Consider the following 21,581-nt stretch of genomic DNA (forward strand, 5'->3'; position numbering starts at 1 on the left):
ATATTTTGGTTATTTTAATTTAATAATCCATCTATTTCTATCTTTTAGCACAAATATCTTATCCTCTCTGGCTAACCATCCAATAGCCATTTTTACAATATTTGTATTGTATCCTTCTTTCCGCAAACATCTTTCTATTTGGGATAAACTTTTTTCTCCTTTTTCTAATAGATGATAAACTCTTCCAGCAGTTTCTCCAATTTTTCCCCACATATCTTCCATATTAATCACCTCATCATTTCAATGGCTATTTTATAAACATTAACTGTTTCTTTTGCAATATTATCCCAACTGTATTTTTCATAGACATCTTTTTTTGCATTTTTTACAATATAATCTCTAAAATTTGGGTCAGATAAAACTCTATCAACACCCCAAGCAATTGAATCTGGATTCTTAGGATAAACCCAAACTCCGTTATATTCATGCTTTATAATTTCTTTTAAACCTCCAACTGAACTAACAACCACAGGTGTTCCAGAAGCCATCGCCTCCAATGCAACAATTCCAAACGGCTCATATACAGAGGGAATAACTACAATATCTGATGATTTATAAAGTTTCTTTAACATTTCTTTACTGACAAAACCTAAAAAAATTACTTTGTGTCTTATATTTAATTGATAAGATAAATCTTCTAAATAGTTCCTCATATCTCCACTTCCGGCAATAACTAACTTTACATTATGTTTTTCAAGAATTTTAGGTATTGCCCTTATTAAATACTCAACTCCTTTTTGATATGTTAATCTTCCAACAAACAGTATCATCTTTTCGTCATCCTGAACACCAATACTTCTTCTAAAATTTAAAATTTCATCCTGACTCATATCAATGTCAAATTCCCATGGATCTATTCCATTGTAGATAACTTTAACTTTATCCTCAGGAGTTTTAAATATATTGCAAACTTCCTCTTTTAATGAATAACTTACAGTTATCACTTGACAAGATTCATAAGTAGATAAATACTCAATTGTATGTATAGCCCTTGAATCGTCAGAATATAGTCCTCCACATCTACCAATTTCAGTACTATGTATTGACTGAACATAGGGCATTTTACATGCATGCTTTAAATTAGCCCCTACAAAGTGTGTCATCCAATCGTGGCAGTGGATAACATCATAATTATCAATTCCTAAAATACCCAATTTCTTTTCCATTTCTTCAGCCATAAACAAAGTCCAAGTTAAAAAATTTGGATGAGATATAGGTTTAACTCTATATACATTTACTCCATTTATATTTTCATACTCTGGTAAATCATAGCCAACTGTTATAACATCTACCTTATGTCCATTTCTAGCCAAACCTTCTGCTAATCCTTTGCAGTGAATAGCTAAACCTCCTACGATTCTTGGAGGGTATTCCCAAGTTATCATTGCAATCCTCATTATCTCACTAAAATCTTATTATTAGATATTAGACAAATTAATGGCAGTAATGCTTATATACTGTATAATTTAAAGATTAATATTGAATAAGTTTTACTAATAAATAGTATAAGTTTTAAATTGAATAATATAAAAAGGTTGTGATAAAGTATGAAAATCGCGATTCTAGCTCCAACAATGACTCCAATAGTATCTTATGGTGGTTTAGGAGATGTAATGAAAGATTTGCCTAAATTTTTAAGAGATTATAATAATGAAGTATTTGTATTAACTTTAAACCATTATAATAGATATTGTAGATATCCCTATGAGGTTATTAAGAAAATAAATGTTGTTTATAAAGGAGCAAAAATATCTTTTGAAGTTTTAAAAACAAAGCATCCAACGACTGATGTAGAAATTGTAGTATTTAGCAACGAAAAAATAAACAATTTAGACATTTGGGACCCTATTAAATATGAAATATTTGCCGACTTAGTAGTTAGCTATTTGGATGATATTAAAGATGTTGATGTTGTTTCTGGACACGATTGGATGGGTGGTTTAGCTATAGCAAAATGTAGAGATATTTTAGATCTTCCTACAACATTAACTATTCATAATGAGGCGTTTAAAGGAGCAATTGTTGAATATAAAGGAGAAGTTATGACTTTTTTAGAGTTTGGAATAAAATATGCTGATGCTGTTAATACTGTAAGCCCTACACACGCTGAAGAAATAAAAAACTGTCCATATATAAAGAAATATATAACCAATAAGCCATTTGTTGGAATATTAAATGGAATAGATATTGATGAATACGACCCAATAAAAATTATAGATAGGATGGTTACCCTTTCAAATAACAAACTTAATCCAAAGGATTATGCTTATATATCTCCATATACTGCAGAAGATGCTAAAAATATAAAACCAAAAATAAAATATTCGTGGTTCTATAGGGGAGGAATTTATGAATATGTTGAAGATTGGAATAAAATAGGAGATAAAGGAATTTCAGCAACTGATGTAGAAGTTTATGGAGAGTTAAAAGGAGATATAGAAACTCCTTTACTTGGATTTGTTGGTAGAGCCACATATCAAAAAGGATTTAATACGATGTTTGAGGCAATTCCTGAACTTTTAGAGAAACATGATATAAGATTTGTATTTTTGACAAAAGGGGAAAAAGAAATTGAAGATAGATTAAAAAATCTTGCTAAGGAATATGATGATAAGATTTTAGCTTTAATAGGATATTGCCTTCCATTATCTTCATTAGTATTTGCAGGAAGTGATTGGACAGTTATGCCATCATATTGGGAACCTTGTGGTTTAGTACAAATGGAGTCTATGGCATATTGCACTCCTGTAATTGCTACAGAGACAGGGGGGTTAAAGGATACAATAATTCCTTTACATTATAACCCTTATGAGCATGCAAATTTTGATCAGGCAACAGGGGTTTTATTTAAAGTTCCAGATAAAATTGGCTTTATTTGGGGGGTAGAACATGCACTAAATTGGACATTTTATAAACTCAATGAGATTTGCATGTTTATGCAGTATATTAGATATAAATGTCCAAAACATCCCTATGATGAAAACTCTCCACTATCTATGATGATGAAAAATTGCTACTATCATGTTCTTAGAAACTTGAGTTGGCAGAATTCTCCATCTATAAGAAAATATAAAGGATTATTTGGCGGAGCTCTTTATAATCATTACTTAAAATAAAAAATATAAAAATAATATAGCGGGAGATTATGTTGAAGTATGAATATAAAAACGCTGTTAATATTGGAGATGTTAGTTTAGAAGATATTGAAAAAGTAGATTATATTAAAGCATATTCAAATTTAATGGAAAAGTTAAACAATGGAGTCGTAGGTTTTAGAGAAGTTATATATGATGATTTAGATAAATACAACGATTTTAAAAATGAAGATGGAAAAAATGTTGTAGTTGTAGGAATGGGTGGATCTATATTGGGAACAATGGCAATATATTATGGTCTTTCTTTATATAATTATAATAACGCCTATTTTATAGACAACAGCGATCCAGAAAAAACTCTTTCAATATTAAAAAAAGTAGATTTAAATAATTCGATAATTTACATTATTAGCAAATCAGGTAATACTTTGGAAACCTTAGTAAATTACTATTTAATAAAAAGAAAAATTGAGAAGTTAGATTCATTTAAAGGGGATATTATTTTTATTACTAATGACGGTAAATTAAAAAGAGAGGCGGAAAAAAATAATTATAAAGTATATTCAATCCCTGAAAATGTTCCTGGTAGATTTTCTGTTTTTACAGTGGTTGGTTTGGCTCCATTATACTCATTAGGAATTGACATATCAAAAATTTTAGAAGGAGCAAAGTATATGGATAAACTTTGTCAAAATAAAAATATTTTTAAAAATCCTGCATTGTTAAATGGGGTAATACACTATTTGCACGAGAAAAAAGGTAGAAGTATTTCAGTAGTTATGAGTTATATTGAAAGATTAAAATATTTTGGGGAGTGGTATAAACAACTCTTTGGAGAAAGTTTAGGTAAAAATAACAATGGTTTAACTCCTCTACTTTCAATAGGTGCTAAGGATCAACATTCACTTTTACAACTATATATGGATGGAAAAAAAGATAAAGTTATTACTTTTATAACAACAGAAAAATATGATTTAGATGAAGAAATAACTTTTGAAGATATAAATGACGAAAAAATTTCTTGTAATCTTTCAAATATTATTAAATTTGAGCAAATGGCTACTGAAATATCTTTAACACAGCGTGGAGTACCTAATGTAAGAATAACCTTAGATAAAGTAGATGAGTTTTCCTTGGGGGCAATGATGTATATGTATGAAATGCAAGTTGGCTTTATGGGAGAGTTATATAATATTGATGCTTACAATCAGCCAGCAGTTGAAGAAGAAAAGAGAATATGTTGGAAATTAATAAAGGAATATGGAAAGTATGATGATAGATAGCCTCTTATTATTAAACTCTTAATTATTAAACTAATACAAGATTATGGTGGAGTAGGCCCCCCTCTATGGTTCGGAAACTAATAAAGGAATGTGATAGTTATGATAAGTAAATATATTGAAACAATAAAGGATTGTAAATTATATACTGCATACAATGTAAATGTTGATGCAATAAAATACTTAAAAGACGAAGATGTGCAGAGATTAGTTGATGAGTTTGATCACAAAGAAATAATAAAAAGAATGGAAGAATATCCAAGAGTTATTGAAGATCCATTAGATTTCGTGGCAAGGTTAGTTTATAGTATAATGACAGGAAAGCCTGCAGAGGTTCCTTTAAAGGATGATACAAAATTAAATGAATGGTTCGACAAAATTAAATATGATGAAGAAAGAATGGGAGGACAGGCCGGAATTGTATCCAACTTAATGGCTACTCTAAAAATAGATAAAATTATTGTTTATACTCCATTTCTATCAAAAAAACAAGCAGAGATGTTTGTAGATTATGATAATTTATTATATCCATTAGTTGAAAATAATAATCTCGTTTTAAAAAAAGTTAGGGAGTGTTATAGAAATGACCCAACAAAGATAAATAGGATATTTGAATTTAAAAAAGGTTTAAAGTTTAAATTAGATAATAAAATTATAGTGGCAAATCAATCTACAAGATTTATTGTCGCATCGAGACCAGAAAATTTAAGAATTGAAACAAAAGAAGATGTTAAAAGATTTCTACCCAATATTGGAGAACTTGTAGATTGTGCATTTTTGTCTGGATATCAAGGAATTAAAGAAAAATATAGTGATGGGAAAACTGCAAAATATTACTTTGAAAAGGCTCAGGAAGATATAAAATTATTAAAGAAAAATAAAAAAATTAAGACACATTTAGAATTTGCTTCTATATCCAATATTGAAATTAGAAAGATGGTTGTTGATTACATTTTAAGTAATGTTGAAAGTGTAGGTATGGATGAGACAGAGATTGCAAATGTCTTACACATCTTGGGTTATGAGGATTTGAGTAACAAAATATTAAAAGAGAGTCTCGTAGAGGATGTTATAAAAGGAGCAAAAATTTTACTTGAAAAATTTAATAATTTGGAAATTGTTCAAGTTCATACATGTTATTATATATTATTTGCTTGTAAAAAAGATAATCCTCTATCTATAAAAGAACTTGAAGAGTGTTTAGAGTTCTCTACGATTTTAGCATCAACGAGAGCAAAACTTGGAAATATAAGAGATATTAATGATTTATACGAAGGTTTAAAAGTTCCTCATAATAAATATGGAGATTTATTAAAAAAGATTGCTGAAAAGTTTAATGATAATGAATACAAAATAGTATTATCTCCTTCAAGATATGTTGAAAAACCAAAATCTACTGTTGGGTTAGGAGATACAATATCAAGTGGAGCATTTGTTTATTATGTCTCATTATTAAAGAAAAAAGGAATTATATTATAAAAGATAATTTATTCATTACTATTCTGGGACTCTTTATTTTCATTTCTCTCACTAATTTTTTCCAATTTTTCTAATGCCAACCTTGCACCTTCTTCAATTTCATCTGAAAATATATTTCCAATATTTATTAATACGATTACGCCCCAAATAACTAATATTATTAATACGATTCCTGCTATAACTGGAGACATTCCTGCCATTATTGGTAAGAAGAACAGATAAGCAATTATTGCTACTATTAAATATGCTAATGCTCTTAAACCTCTTCTATATCTTCTTAACTTATCGTCTGTTATTCTTTCTTTTGCTAATTTTGAAGCAATTATGTCTGCAACACCATCCATCAATTCTCCAAAATCTTTAATTATCTTTAAGAACACATAGGCTAACGCTATAAAGACAATTGCTGAAATTATAGGTTTTAAAGCAGTTAATCCAAATAAATATGGGTTTCCAAGCATATCTGCAATTGGTATAAATATAAGAACACCAAATAACCATATTAACCCAGCAATGACTAATCTAATTACTATTTGAGGTATATTTTCTTTCAATTTTAATAGACCCTCTTTATATAACTTTTCGGTGTTATCCATCTATTATCACCTCACAATTAATTATTTATATTATTTAGGTTATAAATTTTAATTTTTATTATAAATTTAAAAGAAATTTTATTTATTTAAAGTTTTTACACCTTTTTTGGTTCCTACTAAAACTTTATCTACCTTTGTGAATATTCCATTTTCAACTACTCCGGGAATGTTGTTAATTTCTTTTTCAAGTTCTATTGGATCATCAATATTTTTCATAAAAACATCTATTATCATATTTCCATTGTCTGTTATAACTGGTCCTCTCTTTCTTTCTCCTAATCTAATAACTGGCTCTCCTCCAAGTTCTGTTAATGCTTTCATAACAACTCTATAAGCCATTGGAATAACTTCTACAGGAATTGGAAATTTTTCTCCTAACTTTTTTACTAATTTACTTTCATCAACTAAAACAATAAACTCCTTTGCATTGTAATCAACTATTTTTTCTTGTGTATGACATCCTCCTCCACCTTTTATTAAAAATAATGTTTTTTCTTCAACTTCATCTGCTCCATCAAATGCAATATCTACATCATACTCATCCAAAGATACTAATGGAATTCCATATTGCATAGCTAACATTTTCGCCTCGAAAGATGTAGGTATTCCAAATACTGTTAAATCTTCTTCCTGTATTTTGTTTCCAAGTTCTCTAATAAATAAAGCGGCTGTAGAACCAGAACCTAAACCTACAACCATTCCATCCTTAACATACTTTAATGCCTCTTTAGCCACTTTTAATTTTAAATCCTCATTAGCCACAGTTATCCCCTGTAAAGTTTTTTATTTTTATATATGGTTATTGGAAGTAAAAATTACTAAAATCCCATTTATATATTTTTGTTGTAATTATCAATATACCAAATTAAGGTGAGCTAAATGTATATTGGTATTGACGATACAGACAGCCCATTTAAATATTGCACTACATATATAGGTACTTTACTAATTGAGGAATTGAAAAATAATGGTTATTTTGTAGATATGCCAAAACTTATTAGAATGAATCCAATGGTTAAATATAAAACCAGAGGTAATGGAGGAGTGGCAATACATGTTTTAAATAAAGATTTATCTTTAAATGATATTGATGAAATTAAAAATATAACTATTAGAATAGTTGAAAAATATACTGATTTTGAATGTGAAAATACTAATCCAGGAATAGTGTTTTTAGATGAAAATAAATACAAAGAAAATAGGGGAAAATTAAAGGAATACTATAAAGAAGTTTTATATAAAATAGTTAGCATAGATTATGCTGAAAAATTCATTTTAAAGATTGGTGGAGATTATATCAAATACAAATTAGGGAGAGGGATTGTAGGGGCATTAGGGGCTATTTCTGCCACTCCACCATTTACTTACGAACTTTTGGCGTATAGAAAAAAAGAAATGTGGGGAAAAAAAAGAGTTATTAATGAAAATAGTGTCATAAAAATGGATAAAGAAACATTTCCATACACATTTGACAACTACGATTATGAAAATAACAAAATTTTAATAACTCCTAACACCCCATGTCCTGTTTTATTTGGAATTAGAGGAATTAATCCTGAAATTTTATTAAAGGCTATGAACATGATAGAAGGAGAAAAACCAGAAAGATTCATGATATTTAAAACAAATCAAGGAACTGATGTTCATTTAAGACCAATGAAAATTAAAGATATCTATCCAAACACTGGAGTTATTGTTTATGGAAGAGTTGTTGAAAATCCAAAAGACATAGAAGGGGGGCATGTAATATTTAGAATATTTGACAACACTGGGAAGATTGACTGTGTATCTTATGAGCCAACGAAAAAGTTTAGAGACGTTATAAGAAAATTGATTGTAGGGGATTATATAGCAGTTTATGGAACTGTAAGAGAAAAACCATTAGGAATAAATATTGAAAAAATTAAGATATTAAAGTTGGAAAAAAAGTATATTAAAGATAAAAAATGTCCATACTGTGGAGGCACATTAAAGGCAAAAGGTAAAAAAACAGGATACAAATGTAAAAAATGCAAAAAATTAATTGGATATGATGAAATTAGAAAGATAGAAGTTGAGAGAGATTTAAAAATAGGCTTTTATGAAGTTCCGGGCTCTGCAAGAAGGCATTTAAGTAAGCCTATACAGTTGATAGATTTAATTTAATAAAAATTACATTTAAAAGACTAAATCAAGATTATAAATTTTTTCAATGTTTTCCTTATGAATTTTATAAACTTTGTCTTCATCTAAAACTCCTTTTTCAATTAATTTTCTTGTAACTCTTGGAACTGTTTTTATTCCTAAAACTACTCCCGGTCTCTTTAAGTCATCAATATAGTCAGTTTCCATTACAAATCTTACAGATTTTTTAACAACATCCTCATTAACTCTCGAAGCTAAAATTGAAGGAAATATACCATACTTTTCTCCTTCTACCACCATATCTCCACAGTGATGTTTTATAACTCTTTCAGGATTTAAATTAACTTTTTTAGCCATTTCAGAAAATTCTTTAAATTGCTCTTCTGTCGAACTCTCAGCGTGAATTTGAATAGCACAGTCTAAATCTTTCGCCAAAGACATACAATATTTTAAAATCTCATTTGAAGCTCTCCAAACATCTTCATCAACTTTATAATGTGGCCTTCCAACTTCACCAATACCTACAATAAAATCATTCTCTTCCACAAGTTTTTTTGCATAATTTAAAGCGTTAATAATTTTTTCTTTTGCTTCCTCCAAACTCATAAATTTCATTAGATAAGTTAATTCAGCAGGATGTACTCCTACTAATCCAAAGGCTTTAACAGGAGTTTCTTTATTTATTTTTTCTACATCTCTAACTAAAATATCCATTGATCTTGTTAAATCTCCATCAAATGTTGGCTTGTTTATAACTATCATTACCTTTCCTCCAGCATTATAGAATATTTTAGCCACTTTTATGGCTCCATAACCCTTAACATCATCAACGTGAATATGGTTATCTGTAACAGGTAGATTTTTCAATATATCCAAATTAATCACCTTTTAATTAGCCACTTTTAAAATTCTATTTACATCTCTTTCTTTTGCTCTAAATGTTATAATATGCTTATTGTCATCTATAATATCTTCAATAATTTCAGTGTTTTCATATAAGTAAGATACTAATTTAGGATTATCTGTTTCTATTGTTCCAATTGAAAGATTTAACTTATCCATAATCATATCAATTAATTTATTTATATTTATGTGATACTTTGCAGACACAAATATAGGATTTACAATGTATCTGTCTAACTCTTCTAAAATTAACCTCTTCTTTTTTTCAGTTATTTTATCTACTTTATTAAATACAGTTATTATAGGAGATTTACAGTTAATTTTACTTAAAATTTCATGACATACCTTTAACTTTCTTCTAATTTCATCAATCTCATCAGAGGCATCTACAACAATTAATATTACATCACTATTTGCACTTTCCTCTATTGTAGATAAAAACGCCTCAATCATAAATGGTGGTAGATCATCTATAAAACCAACAGTATCAGTAACCAATATCTTTCTCTTAATATGCTTTATAGCCCTTGTAGTTGTAGTTAATGTTGTAAAAACTTGATTCTTTGCTTCTTTTCTTTCTCCAGTTAAAGCATTTAATAAACTTGTTTTCCCTGCATTTGTGTATCCAATTAATCCAACGGAATCAAATTTTTCCCTACTTTTTCTTGCTATTTTTCTATGCTCTCTAACCTTTTCTAATTTTCTTTTTATATTGGTTATCTCTCTTTTTACTTTTTGATAATATTTTTCAACTTCGTAATCTCCATAACCTCCAAATCCCGGCTGTTCTCCCATCTTAGCCAATCTTACCTTTTCCCTCGCCCTTGGTAGTTCATATTGCAACTCTGCCAATCTAACCTGCAATTGTGCCTCTTTAGTTCTCGCATGCTTATAGAATATTCTCAAAACAAGTTCAATCTTATCAATAGCCTCTACTTTAAATTTTTTTGCTAAGTTGTATTTTTGTGAAGGAGTTAATTTATTTCCAAATATAACAATGTCAATATTTTTTTCTTTAATTTTTTTAGATAACTTTTCTACTAATCCACTACCAATTTGATATTTTGGATCTGGTTTTCTTATTTGAATTACTGTTTCCACGGGCTCATAAAGAACACTTGCTAATTCTACCAATTCCTCCATACTTTTATTATCATTTTTATGATCTTTTCTTAAAATTAAGATTGCCTTAATCTTCTCTCCCTCCATTTTTTATTTTTGTTTAATATTTTATTATTTGGTAGTAGTATATTACAAAAATCCAATATATAAATTTTGTTCTTTTTATAATAATTTTTGCTGTCCATATTTAACTCCCAACTCATTTAAAATCTTTTTAGTTATTTTTTCTCCAATAATTTGAGCAACTTTTGAAGGATTATTTATTATATCATCAATAGATTTAATTCCAGCGTTGTATAATTTTCTTGCTCTAACTCTTCCAATATATTTTATGTTTAATATCTCAATAATATCCTCTTTAGCCCCATATTCTAATCTTATCTCTAACTTTTCAGGAATATCAGTATTTTTATTTAGTATCTTAGCTATTTCCTTTAAAGCGTGCATGATCCAAACAGCATTTTCTACCTTGTATCTTAAAATTCCTGGCTCAATCTTATACTTCTTTAAAATTTTCTCTTCTGGAGTTTCATTAATCCAATCATAAAGCATTTTTGCAGTTTTAAACGCCTCTAAATCTTCTATATCAAAGTTTTTTATGCCAAAATATTCCATTTCACTAATTAAATCTAACTCTTCAGATCTATAAACTCTTAAATTTGGCATCATCTCTAAGGTTTTTGAAACTAAATATAAATAATATAAATCTTCCTCTCTTTCCATCTCTTTTAATCCATCTATAATATATTTGGCAGATAATGGATCTATATAAAGTTCAGAAATTCTTTTTCCTAATTCTGTCGGAACAAAATCAACAATAAACTCATTCTCTTCTAAGAAATTAATCACTTCGTAAATATTTTTAGCAACCTCTCTTAAATTTCCATATTGATAAGCATAAAATGTATTTTTTATAAACGATTCTAAATCATACTCATCCTTAATATATCCAGTAGATATTAATCCTAAAAGTTGAGTTCTTAACACAGCCTGATTTGACAGTTTTGAATATATTGGCTCTGGCTTTTGGGTTAATATCTGATACGCCCTCAAATAATCTCTATCACCTTTTGCTATAATTATTCCCTCACCATAAGGATCTAATCCAGGTCTTCCAGCTCTGCCTATGCACTGTTGAACTTCCATAATTGGAATATATCTTAAACCTCTATTTGTATATCTCATCAAATCTTTGACTATAACTCTTCTACAAGGCAAATTTATTCCAGCAGAATTATGCACTATAAACCCATTTGCCACAATATAATGGCTATTACTCCCATCATCAGGCAGTTCTATGTCGTAAGCATATTTGTCATTTACTTTTATTTTTTTAATTTCCTTAATTTTACTCCAATATATATCTCCATCATAACATTCTTTTTTAGATATTTCTTTACTTTTTATAATTTCTCCTAATTTTCTTCTTTTTTCCTTATGCCTTAGTGGAATATTTTCATAAAATCTTTTTATACTTATAAAGTCTCTAATTGTCAATACATAAATGTCTTTAAATTTAGTTTTCTTTTTTCTAATACTACTGTGAATTCCAAATCTTAATAATACAAACTGCAACTTCTTGATAAGCTTTTCAGATATTGAGTAAAACTCGATATTTTTTCTATTTTTTATATATCCATCACTATCAAACAATCCTGCAATAAGGTATGATAACTTTTCCAACGGAAGATTACAAAATGCATCAATATTTTTGTTATCTTTTGTGAGTAAATTTAATTTATTAAAAATTTTTCTTAGCTTTTTTGAATATCTATAATGAGCAACACCTTTTGATATCCTACATTTCAAAAAATATTTTTTGTGAAGTTCAGAGTCATCAAAATTTGGTGGATATTTTGGATTAAATGCAAGGTCAGGACAGCCTTTAAACACATTTTTCTCTATAACTCCTGTGTAGCCGTCTCCTATAAAATATCCAATGAAGTAAAGGTCTCCATTAGATAAACCAATATCTTTCTCCTTAATTCTTATCTTATCAACAGTTGCCACATAATCCCCAACTTTTAACTCCTTAGCTTCTTTTTCACAAATCTCTTTTCCATTCTTTACTAAAAATATATGGTTAGGAGTTGTAGTAATTTCTAATCCATTTACAGTCCTTACAACAATATTGTATTCATGCTGTGGAGTTTTGTGAATTTTCCATCCGCTAACTGGTTTTATTTCCTTTCCACACAATGCAAATACTTTCTCATTTTTATTCAATTCTGTAATCTTTTTAAATCCACTTTCTTGTAATATTTCAGTATTTGCATTTAAACAGAGTGTAGGAGTACAGCAAATAACCTTAATTAACCTCTCTCTAAAAGATTTTTCAACAATTTTCCTATGTTGATAGGTTAAACCAGCGTGATGAAATGCAACCCCATTTAAAATGCATTCAGCCAAGGTTTTACACATTTCAGTTGGTGGTTCTAATATTGATAAAATCTCTTCAGATATTTCTTTTAGTTTCATCTTTTCTTCATCTGTTAAAAATTTCTTTAAATTTAATTTTTTTGCCTCATTAACTGCCCCTTTTTTTGTATTACAAAATATTAAACAACTTCCTCCATCTTTTATACAATCAACTACTAAACTGTATATATCATTACTTTCAACTTTTATCCTTTTACAACTTCCATTTAAATACTCTATAATTCCTCCTCTGTAAATTCCCTTTTTTAACTCAACTGGTCTCCAATCATCAACTATAAGTTCAGCATTTAACCATTCTGCCAATTCCTCAGGATTACCAATTGTGGCAGACAAGCCAATAATTTGTATATCTAATTCCTTTAATTTAGTTAATAAAATCTCTAAAGTTCCTCCTCTTGATTCATCATTTATTAAATGAATTTCATCAACAACTACAACTGAAACATCATTAATCCAAGGAATTTTATGCCTCCAAAGAGAGTCAAGTTTTTCTGCAGTGGTTATAATCAAATCGTAATTACTTAAATCTTCCTCCTCACTGTAATCTCCAATTGATAACGCTACTCTTAAACCATACTTTTCATATTTATTTTTGAATTCTTCATATTTTTCTGATGCTAATGCCTTTAATGGAACTATAAATATTCCTTTTTTACCAGTTGGTTTTTTGTTCTCATCTAAAAGATGATTTATTAATGCCATTTCTCCAATTAGCGTTTTTCCAGAGGCCGTTGGGATAGAAATTAAAAAATTTTTATTATCTAAAAGTCCTCTATCTAATGCCTTTTTTTGAGGAGGTCTAAGTTCTTTTATACCAAAATCCTTCAAAACATTTAAAACTTTTTCCATTAAAATCCCTCAAATTTATTTATATGCAGATATTGCTACAAAGCCACCTTTCCCATAACCTTCTTTAATCTCATATTTTCTATATTCATCTTCAAAAAGTGTCTGAGTTGCCTTTATATTTTTAAATTTTAGTTCTTTTAAGATCTCTATAACTTCTTTTGCAGATAAAAATTTTGCATCTTTGTAAAATTTACTTTTTTTCTTTTTTTCCTCATAAATTTTTCCTAAATAACTATCTTTATCTATGATTCCTATTACAATTTTCCCTCCCTTTTTTAGAACTCTCTTAGCCTCCTCTAAAACTTTTTTAGGGTCTTCTACAAACTCCAAAACAGTATTTATTAATACAAAGTCAAATTCTTCGTCATTAAAAGGTAAATTCTCTCCACTACTAATAATTACTTTTATTCCTCTTTTTTCAGCTATTTTAGCCATTTCTTTTGATATATCGACTCCTATCTTTATATTAAAGGGTTTTGCAAATCTTCCAGTGCCTACTCCAATTTCTAAACCTTTACCTTTTGGTATATGCCTCTTTAAGCACTCAATTTCTGCATTGTAAATTAAAGGGTTTTCATCAAACCATCTATCGTATTCCTCAGCAAATTTATCAAATACATTCATACTTAAAACCTAATTTTTTTATTTTTTTAATGTAATCTTTATCTATTTTTATCTCCCTATTTAAACTTATAAAGTTTATCGCATGTATAGTTTTTTCATAGAATTTAGGATATTCTATATTCAAATTATCATCAACATATTTTAATAAACTTTCGTTTAAAAATAAACTGTAACCTTCATTAACCAACTCTATTGCTTTAAAAGGATTTTTAGTCCTAATTTTTACTTTAAAATTTATTCCTTCTTTCTTTAAGATATTATAAACTATTCTATGAGAACTATATCTAACTCCTACTAAATTTTTGTAGTCAAACTCTTTTTTACTAACCATCACAAAGTGGTCATAGACAACTAAGAATATGTTAATATCAAAATTTCCAATCTCTGACTTCAAAAATCTTTCATCATTTAATCTAAAAACCCAGTAACTGTCATCAACTCCCAATATATCTACAAAGTTTAATTTCAATAGTTTTAAGGCATTGTCAAAAGATGTTATTATTGGATTTTCAAATAATATTTTAGCAATTTCCCCACTAACAAATCCTGAAACTGTAAAAAATTTATTATTTAATCTTTTTTTACTAAATTCATAAATTTCCAAAATTTTTAATCCATCCTCAGTTAAAATAGTCCCATTTGGAGTAGAGTAATATAGTTTAACTCCCAATTTCTTTTCTAACCTTTTCAACTGAATATTAAAAGAGGATGGATTTATATTTAACAATTTAGACGCTTCATTCTGTGATTTAGTTTTTTGCAAAGATTTTAAAAGTTTTATTTGGTTTGGAGTTATTACCTTCCCTTTATATTCTACAACAACATCTGCTTTAAAATCTTTCATAATTTACCATCCAATATTTATTAATTTGGCATCATATACAATTACAGCATCTCCAATCATATAAACTCCATCGTTTTTAATCTCAATCTCCAATTTACCCCCATCTAAATGTGCTAAAACCTTATTCTTTGTTTTACCAAGTTTGTGAGATATAATAACTGAAGCCGTAGTTCCTGTTCCACACGCTGTTGTGTATCCAGATCCTCTTTCCCAAGTAACGATTCTAATCTCGTTAGGATTTAAAACCTCTACAAAATGGACATTAATTCTTTCTGGAAATACAGGATGATTTTCAATTTCTTTTCCAATAACATTTAAATATTTCTTAGCAAAATTTAAGTCAATGTTATTATCTTCAACAAATATAACTGCGTGAGGATTTCCTACATTAACAACACTCAATTTAACTTTTGGTAGGTAAGGATTTTTTAATTTTAACTCTCCATCTATAAATTCATCATCATCTTTATAACCTTCAATTTTCATTGGAATGTCTTTTAATTTAAATTTTGGAACTCCCATATAAACTTTAACTTTTTTAACCTCATCATCTTCAATTTCCATTTCACAGATTCTTAAACCTCCCTTTGTCTCTACTTTTAAAGGATTTTTTTTAATAATTCTCTCATAAACATACTTTGAAAAGCATCTTATACCATTTCCACACATCTCAGCCTCAGAGCCATCACTGTTAAAAATTCTAAATCTTACATCGTATTCATCAGATGTAGGTTTTTGTATGAATATAACTCCATCTCCTCCTACGGAAAAACCTCTCCTACATATTTTCCTTGAAAATTGCGATTTATCATTTTCTTTAACTTTCTCTCCGTAAAATTCATTAATAACTATATAATCATTTCCAAGAGCATGCATCTTTGTAAATTCCATATTATACACCGCCAAAAATAGATTTTTAACGAGTAGAGGGCTTTATAGTTACTTTATTTAAGTTCTTTTCATCTATTACAAAAACATCTTTAACCGCAGTTACGAGTCTATAAGGAATTAAAACACACTTTCCCTCTTCTACATTTATTGGACTATTTTCAGAAGGTTCAATTTCTAAAGAAACCAATTTTCCTATTTTTTCATCGAATATAATATCTCTAACTACTCCAATAATACTTCCTAAATTTCCTATAACTTTTCTACCAAATAACAATTTAGCAGGTATCTTATCTCTTCTAATTTCCATAATCTCCCTTTATTTATACTTTTTATTTTTCAAAAAATTTTCCGCAAATTTTAAATCGTCAGGAGTATTGACATTAATTATTAACTCATCAATTACCATAATCTCCTCTTTTTGATATCCACTCTTTGGAGACACTATATTTATTCCTACTGGAATTAAGCCATTAAATTCAATTGTTGCATTCACATGTTTAATATATTTATTTTTAGGGATCATAACAGTTAAAGATTCAATTTCTGGATTTTTAGATTTAATACTGTAAAAGTAATCTACTATACTATTAATAATTTTCGATGATAAATTTACTAAATCAGAACTTACTACTAAAAATGGCTTTGAAAAATATTTTATGCACTCATTTAAATCTTCTATATAGCCATTACCAGAGGTTTCAATAACTTTAATATTTTTATAATCTTTATAATTTGAGATAATAAATTTTTTTGTATTTTTAGTATTTAGCGATGTGGCAATATATATTTTATTTATTTTATCTGACTCTAATAAAGGTTGGATTACATAAGATATGAGTGGTTTATCCTTTATTTTAATTAATGGTTTCTCTACATATCCCATTCTTGATCCTCTACCCCCTGCCATAATTAGAGCATCCATTTTAATCCACTTTATTTGTTTATTATATTAAGAGAGTATAGCAATAGTTCTTATAAAACCTCCTCCATCACCTACTGGAACACTCTGTCCATATTTTCCACAGTAACCAACGCTTAGTTTAAAATCTTTTGTAACGGCATCTACCTTAAATAATATATCTAAAATTTCTCCACTTAGTCCAGCATCTTTTAAAACTTTGGTTAATTCTCCATTTTCAATTAAATATGCTTCAACTGCACTAAACTGAAATAATCCTTTACCAGTATCAACTTGCCCTCCTCTTGAACCTTTTAAAAATATTCCCTCTTTTGTATCCTCTAAGAGTTCTTCAAATGACCAATCTCCTGGTTTTATATAAGTATTACTCATTCTTACAATTGGCTTATTTAATCCCTCTGATCTTCCATTTCCTGTTAATTCAGCATTCATTCTTCCAGCGGTTTCTCTTGAATGTAAATATGTTTTTAAAATTCCATTTTCAATAATAGCTGTCTTTTTTCCTTCAACTCCTTCATCATCATATTTATAAGAACCAAAGGCATCTTTAACCGTAGCGTCATCTATAACTGTTACATACTCACTTCCAACTCTCTTTCCTAACTTATCTTTAAATACACTATCGTTTTGTAAAACTAAATCAGCCTCTGAAGCATGTCCAACAGCTTCATGTATAAATACTCCTGCTAACTCAGGGTCTAAAATCACTTTAAATTTACCTTTTGGACAAGGTTTTGCTTTAAGTAATCTTAAAGATCTATTTTTTGCTTCAATAGATAAATTCAAATAATTATCTTTTATTTTTTCAAATCCAAAGCCACCAGTTCTCTCCGCTCCATATTGTAAGTTTCCATTCTCTTTGGCAACGCAATTCATATACATTATGCATCTTGTTATTTCTCCTTCAATTCTTGAACCTTCGCTATTTAAAAATATTTTTTTACCCAATACATCAGAATAACTTACAGAAATACTTTTAATTTTTTTGTCCATCATATTTTTGTAAGCATCTATTATTATATCCTTCTTTTCATCAATATCTACTTTTACGGGATTTATTTTTCCAATCATTTGGTAATTATCTACTATTGCCTTATAATCTTTTAGAGATACTTCTTTTTCTGAATATTCATTTGAAAGTTTAGCCATTTTGTATGCCTTATTTATTAAACTCTCAATTTCTTTTTCATTTATAATATTTGAGGTAGCAAATCCCCAACCATTTTTATATAAAATCCTAACAGCAACTCCTTGCCCTAATCCAGAAGAAATTTCTTCTATTTTTCCATCCTTTAATGTTATAGTATTTGATTCCTTAACATTAATTCTTAAATCTGCATAATCTCCTATCTCCAAGAGTTTTTCTAATTTTTCTATATTAATATTGTTGATCATAAACTCACCATAGAATTTTATATTCTTGTTTGTTTATTAATATTTATTATAGTTTTTAAAATGGTGAGATTATGAAAAAATTAAAAGAATTTATATTATTCATATTGGTAAATGTCCTTCCAATTGTTATTATTGGATGGTATTTGTATGAAAATATTGGAGGAGCAAACTCTTTAAATGAAGTTATAGAAGACTCTCCATTTAAAGAATTTATATATATTGATCACGATGTTATTATGGAGGATAATATAAATAACATAAATAAAATTTATAAGCCTTTTTTAATATTTATTAATGGAATTTATATTAGTCGCGATGGTAATGCAGTTGGGATAAAAATGCCCTTTGCATTTATGTTTAAATATATTAAAATTGACAATTGTTCTTATTATAATGGCTGTATTATAAAGGGTAATGCTAATTTAGGGAAAGCAACGCCAAATGATTTAACAGTTTTAATTCCTCAAAACTTTAAAGACATTGTTATTTATAGTAAAGATAGCATTATAGCCGGGGTAATTACAAATAACGAAACTGTATATGTGTGGGCTTTTAGAAAGAAAGGAAATATAACTGCAAAAACAATAAAATTATACTTAGAAAATGTAAAAAAACATAATCCAAATTTAATTGAATATAAAGTTATTGATTTTAAAGATAAATTTTGTGTATATCTTAAATATAGAGGGCATTATTTAGAATTAAATAAATTAACATAAATGGGATAAAATGAAAGTTGTTATTACAAGACCTAAGGAAAGATCTGAGGTATTTGCTAAACTATTAAAAAAAGAAGGTTTTAAGCCAATATTATTTCCTACTTTGGAGATAGTTTATAACAAAGATGTTAATGTTGATTTAAATAAATATGATTGGATTATCTTCACATCTCCGAGTGGCGTTATTGGATTATACAACATATTGGACGATAGAAAAAAAGATAGGGTTAAAGATAAAAAAATCGCTGTCATTGGAGAAAAGACAGCAAAAACTTTTAAAAAATATTTTGGTAAATTCCCAGATATAATTCCAAAAGAATACACTGCTGAAAAATTATTGGAAGAATTAAAAAAAGTTATTAATGGAAATGAAAAATTTTTAATTCCTACAACACCATCAACCAGAGACATTTTAAAAAATAATTTAAATGCAGATTTATTGTTTGTTTATAACTCTGTTGAACCAAAAAATTTAAAAGAAAAGATTGAAAAATTAAAAAAAGAATTAAAAGATGAAAAATTTATTTTAACATTTACAAGTGGATTAACTGCTAAAAACTTTTTTAAATATGTGGATAACGAATTTTCCAAGATAATAGAAAAGAATTATATTGTAGCAATAGGTCCAATAACTGGAAAAGTTATTGAAGAATTTGGGTTTAAACCTTTACTGCCTAAAATATACACTATTGAAGGAATTATAGAAGTTATAAAAAATATTAAATAAATTACAAAGAGTGTGGTGGGGTTTTATAGATGATAAATGTAAATGATAGGAATTTAATAAAAAAAGCTATTGAAAAAATAAACAAACTGTCTGAAAAAGTTGATAAATTGAAAATAATGCATGTATGTGGAAGTCATGAACATACAATATGTAAATATGGAATTAGAGACATTCTTCCTGAAAATATTACTGTAATTCCTGGCCCAGGCTGTCCTGTATGCGTTACTACACAAAAAGAGATTGATACAGCAATATATTTGGCTGATAATGGATATGTTATTACAACTCTTGGAGATATGTATAGAGTTCCGGGAAGCGAAAAATCGTTGATGGAAAAACAGGCAGAGGGTTGTGATGTTAGAATTGTATATAGCATTAGTGAAGCTGTAAAAATGGCTAAGAAAGAAAGAGATAAAAAATTTGTTTTTGTGGCAATTGGCTTTGAAACAACTGCCCCAACAACAGGAGCAGAGTTAATTAGTTTAAAAGATAAAGATATTGATAACTTTTTTATTTTAAACTATCATAGGCAAACCCCTCCAATTATGGAATTTTTGCTGAGTGAAAAAACATACATAGATGCATTTATTTGCCCCGGACATGTTTCAACGATAACTGGATTAAAGCCATATTATAAGCCATGCGAAAAATATAAGGTTCCAATGGTCGTTGCTGGATTTGAACCAATTGATGTATTAATGGCTATAATTATGATATTAAGACAAATAATAACTGGAAATATAAAGGTTGAAAATGAATATATAAGGGCTGTAAAGCCAGAAGGGAATGTATTGGCTCAAAAGATAATAAACGAAGTTTTTGAAAGTATAGATGTGCCTTGGAGAGGGTTTCCAATTATAAAAAATGGTGGATTTGGATTAAGGGAGAAATATAAAAAGTTTGACATTTATGAGCATGAAGATATTCCAGAGATTGAAGAAAAAATACCAAAAGGTTGTATATGTGATAAGATATTAAGAGGCGAAAAACTACCAACAGATTGTCCATTATTTGGAACAGTTTGCAATCCACTAAATCCAGTAGGTAGTTGCATGGTTTCAGATGAAGGAACTTGTAGAATATTTTATAAGTATAGAAAAATATAAATATTTATATTCTTAAAATTTTTTATAATGAATAATACTTACTCTTGGGATTTGTTAATATCAAATCATAAAAAATTTTAAATTTTTATTATAATAATATTATAATTTTAAAATTTTTCATATTGTTATAATATTTTTTTGATATTTTTCTTATTTTGTAATATTCAGATCAAGAATTTCTCGGGGTTCGTTATTACTCTTAAAAAAGATGTGAATATATAAATCTATAAATATTTTATATTATTAAAAAAATAAAGAATTTAAATACTTTTATCCCCTTTGGGGCGTGATTATATACCCATAGGGCTCCGCCCTATTGGGATACCCGGGATGCATTGCTTCTTAAAAGAAGCAATGCCTCTTTTTGCCTTTCCCTTTGGGGCCTGATTTTAAACAGTAAGCATATATTTAGACACAGACAGACCCTTAAAAAGATTTCCATCCCCTTTGGGGCGTGATTTTAAACAGG

Annotated in this window: 20 protein-coding genes; 7 read left to right on the plus strand and 13 right to left on the minus strand. The window is 28.1% G+C overall.

What is annotated here, in order from left to right:
* Positions 1–9 precede the first annotated feature (9 nt).
* Positions 10–222, minus strand: coding sequence for a winged helix-turn-helix domain-containing protein (locus HZY31_RS04235; RefSeq protein ID WP_297318209.1), 213 nt, complete (start codon positions 220–222; stop codon positions 10–12).
* Between the two features lie 5 nt (positions 223–227).
* Positions 228–1,397 carry a glycosyltransferase family 4 protein gene (locus HZY31_RS04240; RefSeq protein ID WP_297318210.1) on the minus strand — a complete coding sequence of 390 codons (1,170 nt, stop codon included), beginning with the start codon at positions 1,395–1,397 and terminating at the stop codon, positions 228–230.
* 150 nt (positions 1,398–1,547) lie between these two features.
* Here HZY31_RS04240 and HZY31_RS04245 point away from each other — a divergent pair, with 150 nt between their 5' ends.
* The 3 genes from HZY31_RS04245 to pfkC all read left to right on the plus strand — a co-directional run bounded on the left by HZY31_RS04245 (position 1,548) and on the right by pfkC (position 5,854).
* Positions 1,548–3,116, plus strand: coding sequence for a glycogen synthase (locus tag HZY31_RS04245; protein WP_297318211.1), 1,569 nt, complete (start codon positions 1,548–1,550; stop codon positions 3,114–3,116).
* Positions 3,117–3,145: 29 nt separating this feature from the next.
* Positions 3,146–4,378: a glucose-6-phosphate isomerase gene (gene pgi / locus HZY31_RS04250; RefSeq protein WP_297318212.1), complete on the plus strand. Its 1,233-nt coding sequence runs from the start codon at positions 3,146–3,148 to the stop codon at positions 4,376–4,378.
* Between the two features lie 99 nt (positions 4,379–4,477).
* Positions 4,478–5,854: an ADP-specific phosphofructokinase gene (gene pfkC / locus HZY31_RS04255; RefSeq protein WP_297318213.1), complete on the plus strand. Its 1,377-nt coding sequence runs from the start codon at positions 4,478–4,480 to the stop codon at positions 5,852–5,854.
* An 8-nt stretch (positions 5,855–5,862) separates the two neighbouring features.
* Here pfkC and HZY31_RS04260 read toward each other — a convergent pair whose 3' ends face one another.
* Positions 5,863–6,450 carry a DUF2207 domain-containing protein gene (locus HZY31_RS04260; protein ID WP_297318214.1) on the minus strand — a complete coding sequence of 196 codons (588 nt, stop codon included), beginning with the start codon at positions 6,448–6,450 and terminating at the stop codon, positions 5,863–5,865.
* Between the two features lie 78 nt (positions 6,451–6,528).
* Positions 6,529–7,212: a ribose-5-phosphate isomerase RpiA gene (gene rpiA / locus HZY31_RS04265; RefSeq protein WP_297318215.1), complete on the minus strand. Its 684-nt coding sequence runs from the start codon at positions 7,210–7,212 to the stop codon at positions 6,529–6,531.
* A gap of 117 nt (positions 7,213–7,329) precedes the next feature.
* Here rpiA and HZY31_RS04270 point away from each other — a divergent pair, with 117 nt between their 5' ends.
* On the plus strand, positions 7,330–8,595 hold the full coding sequence (locus tag HZY31_RS04270) for a tRNA(Ile)(2)-agmatinylcytidine synthase (RefSeq protein WP_297318216.1): 1,266 nt from the start codon (positions 7,330–7,332) through the stop codon (positions 8,593–8,595).
* A 12-nt stretch (positions 8,596–8,607) separates the two neighbouring features.
* On the opposite strand, the gene HZY31_RS04275 is transcribed toward HZY31_RS04270, so the two are convergent.
* The 9 genes from HZY31_RS04275 to HZY31_RS04315 all read right to left on the minus strand — a co-directional run bounded on the left by HZY31_RS04275 (position 8,608) and on the right by HZY31_RS04315 (position 18,560).
* A complete protein-coding gene (locus HZY31_RS04275; protein WP_297318217.1) occupies positions 8,608–9,450 on the minus strand; it encodes a TatD family hydrolase in 843 nt (280 codons plus the stop codon).
* Between the two features lie 12 nt (positions 9,451–9,462).
* Positions 9,463–10,686 carry a GTPase HflX gene (hflX, locus tag HZY31_RS04280; RefSeq protein WP_297318218.1) on the minus strand — a complete coding sequence of 408 codons (1,224 nt, stop codon included), beginning with the start codon at positions 10,684–10,686 and terminating at the stop codon, positions 9,463–9,465.
* 75 nt (positions 10,687–10,761) lie between these two features.
* Positions 10,762–13,887 carry a DEAD/DEAH box helicase gene (locus HZY31_RS04285; protein WP_297318219.1) on the minus strand — a complete coding sequence of 1,042 codons (3,126 nt, stop codon included), beginning with the start codon at positions 13,885–13,887 and terminating at the stop codon, positions 10,762–10,764.
* A 15-nt stretch (positions 13,888–13,902) separates the two neighbouring features.
* Positions 13,903–14,511 carry a class I SAM-dependent methyltransferase gene (locus HZY31_RS04290; RefSeq protein WP_297318220.1) on the minus strand — a complete coding sequence of 203 codons (609 nt, stop codon included), beginning with the start codon at positions 14,509–14,511 and terminating at the stop codon, positions 13,903–13,905.
* Positions 14,498–15,355 (minus strand): LysR family transcriptional regulator, encoded by an 858-nt coding sequence (locus HZY31_RS04295; protein WP_297318221.1) that lies wholly within the window; start codon positions 15,353–15,355, stop codon positions 14,498–14,500. The genes HZY31_RS04290 and HZY31_RS04295 overlap by 14 nt, the downstream gene beginning before the upstream one ends.
* Before the next feature lie 3 nt (positions 15,356–15,358).
* Positions 15,359–16,246, minus strand: a complete 888-nt coding sequence (gene dapF, locus HZY31_RS04300; RefSeq protein ID WP_297318222.1) for a diaminopimelate epimerase — start codon at positions 16,244–16,246, stop codon at positions 15,359–15,361.
* A gap of 25 nt (positions 16,247–16,271) precedes the next feature.
* On the minus strand, positions 16,272–16,553 hold the full coding sequence (locus tag HZY31_RS04305) for a PRC-barrel domain-containing protein (RefSeq protein WP_297318223.1): 282 nt from the start codon (positions 16,551–16,553) through the stop codon (positions 16,272–16,274).
* Between the two features lie 9 nt (positions 16,554–16,562).
* Entirely contained in the window at positions 16,563–17,168 is a 606-nt protein-coding gene (gene cobY, locus HZY31_RS04310) for an adenosylcobinamide-phosphate guanylyltransferase (RefSeq protein ID WP_297318224.1), read from the minus strand.
* Positions 17,169–17,195: 27 nt separating this feature from the next.
* Positions 17,196–18,560: a TldD/PmbA family protein gene (locus HZY31_RS04315; RefSeq protein WP_297318225.1), complete on the minus strand. Its 1,365-nt coding sequence runs from the start codon at positions 18,558–18,560 to the stop codon at positions 17,196–17,198.
* A gap of 71 nt (positions 18,561–18,631) precedes the next feature.
* Between HZY31_RS04315 and HZY31_RS04320 the strand changes: the two genes are divergently transcribed.
* From HZY31_RS04320 to hypD, 3 genes are read left to right on the plus strand one after another with little or no spacing between them, the layout of a single operon-like run.
* The gene (locus HZY31_RS04320) at positions 18,632–19,279 is read left to right on the plus strand and encodes a VAR1 protein isolog (RefSeq protein ID WP_297318226.1); all 648 of its coding nucleotides are present in this window, start codon (positions 18,632–18,634) and stop codon (positions 19,277–19,279) included.
* Positions 19,280–19,289: 10 nt separating this feature from the next.
* On the plus strand, positions 19,290–20,006 hold the full coding sequence (locus HZY31_RS04325) for a uroporphyrinogen-III synthase (RefSeq protein ID WP_297318227.1): 717 nt from the start codon (positions 19,290–19,292) through the stop codon (positions 20,004–20,006).
* A 29-nt stretch (positions 20,007–20,035) separates the two neighbouring features.
* Entirely contained in the window at positions 20,036–21,112 is a 1,077-nt protein-coding gene (gene hypD, locus HZY31_RS04330; RefSeq protein ID WP_297318228.1) for a hydrogenase formation protein HypD, read from the plus strand.
* Positions 21,113–21,581: the final 469 nt, after the last annotated feature.

The organism is Methanocaldococcus sp. (assembly GCF_024490875.1).
GTDB lineage: Archaea > AGJL01 > Methanococci > Methanococcales > Methanocaldococcaceae > Methanocaldococcus.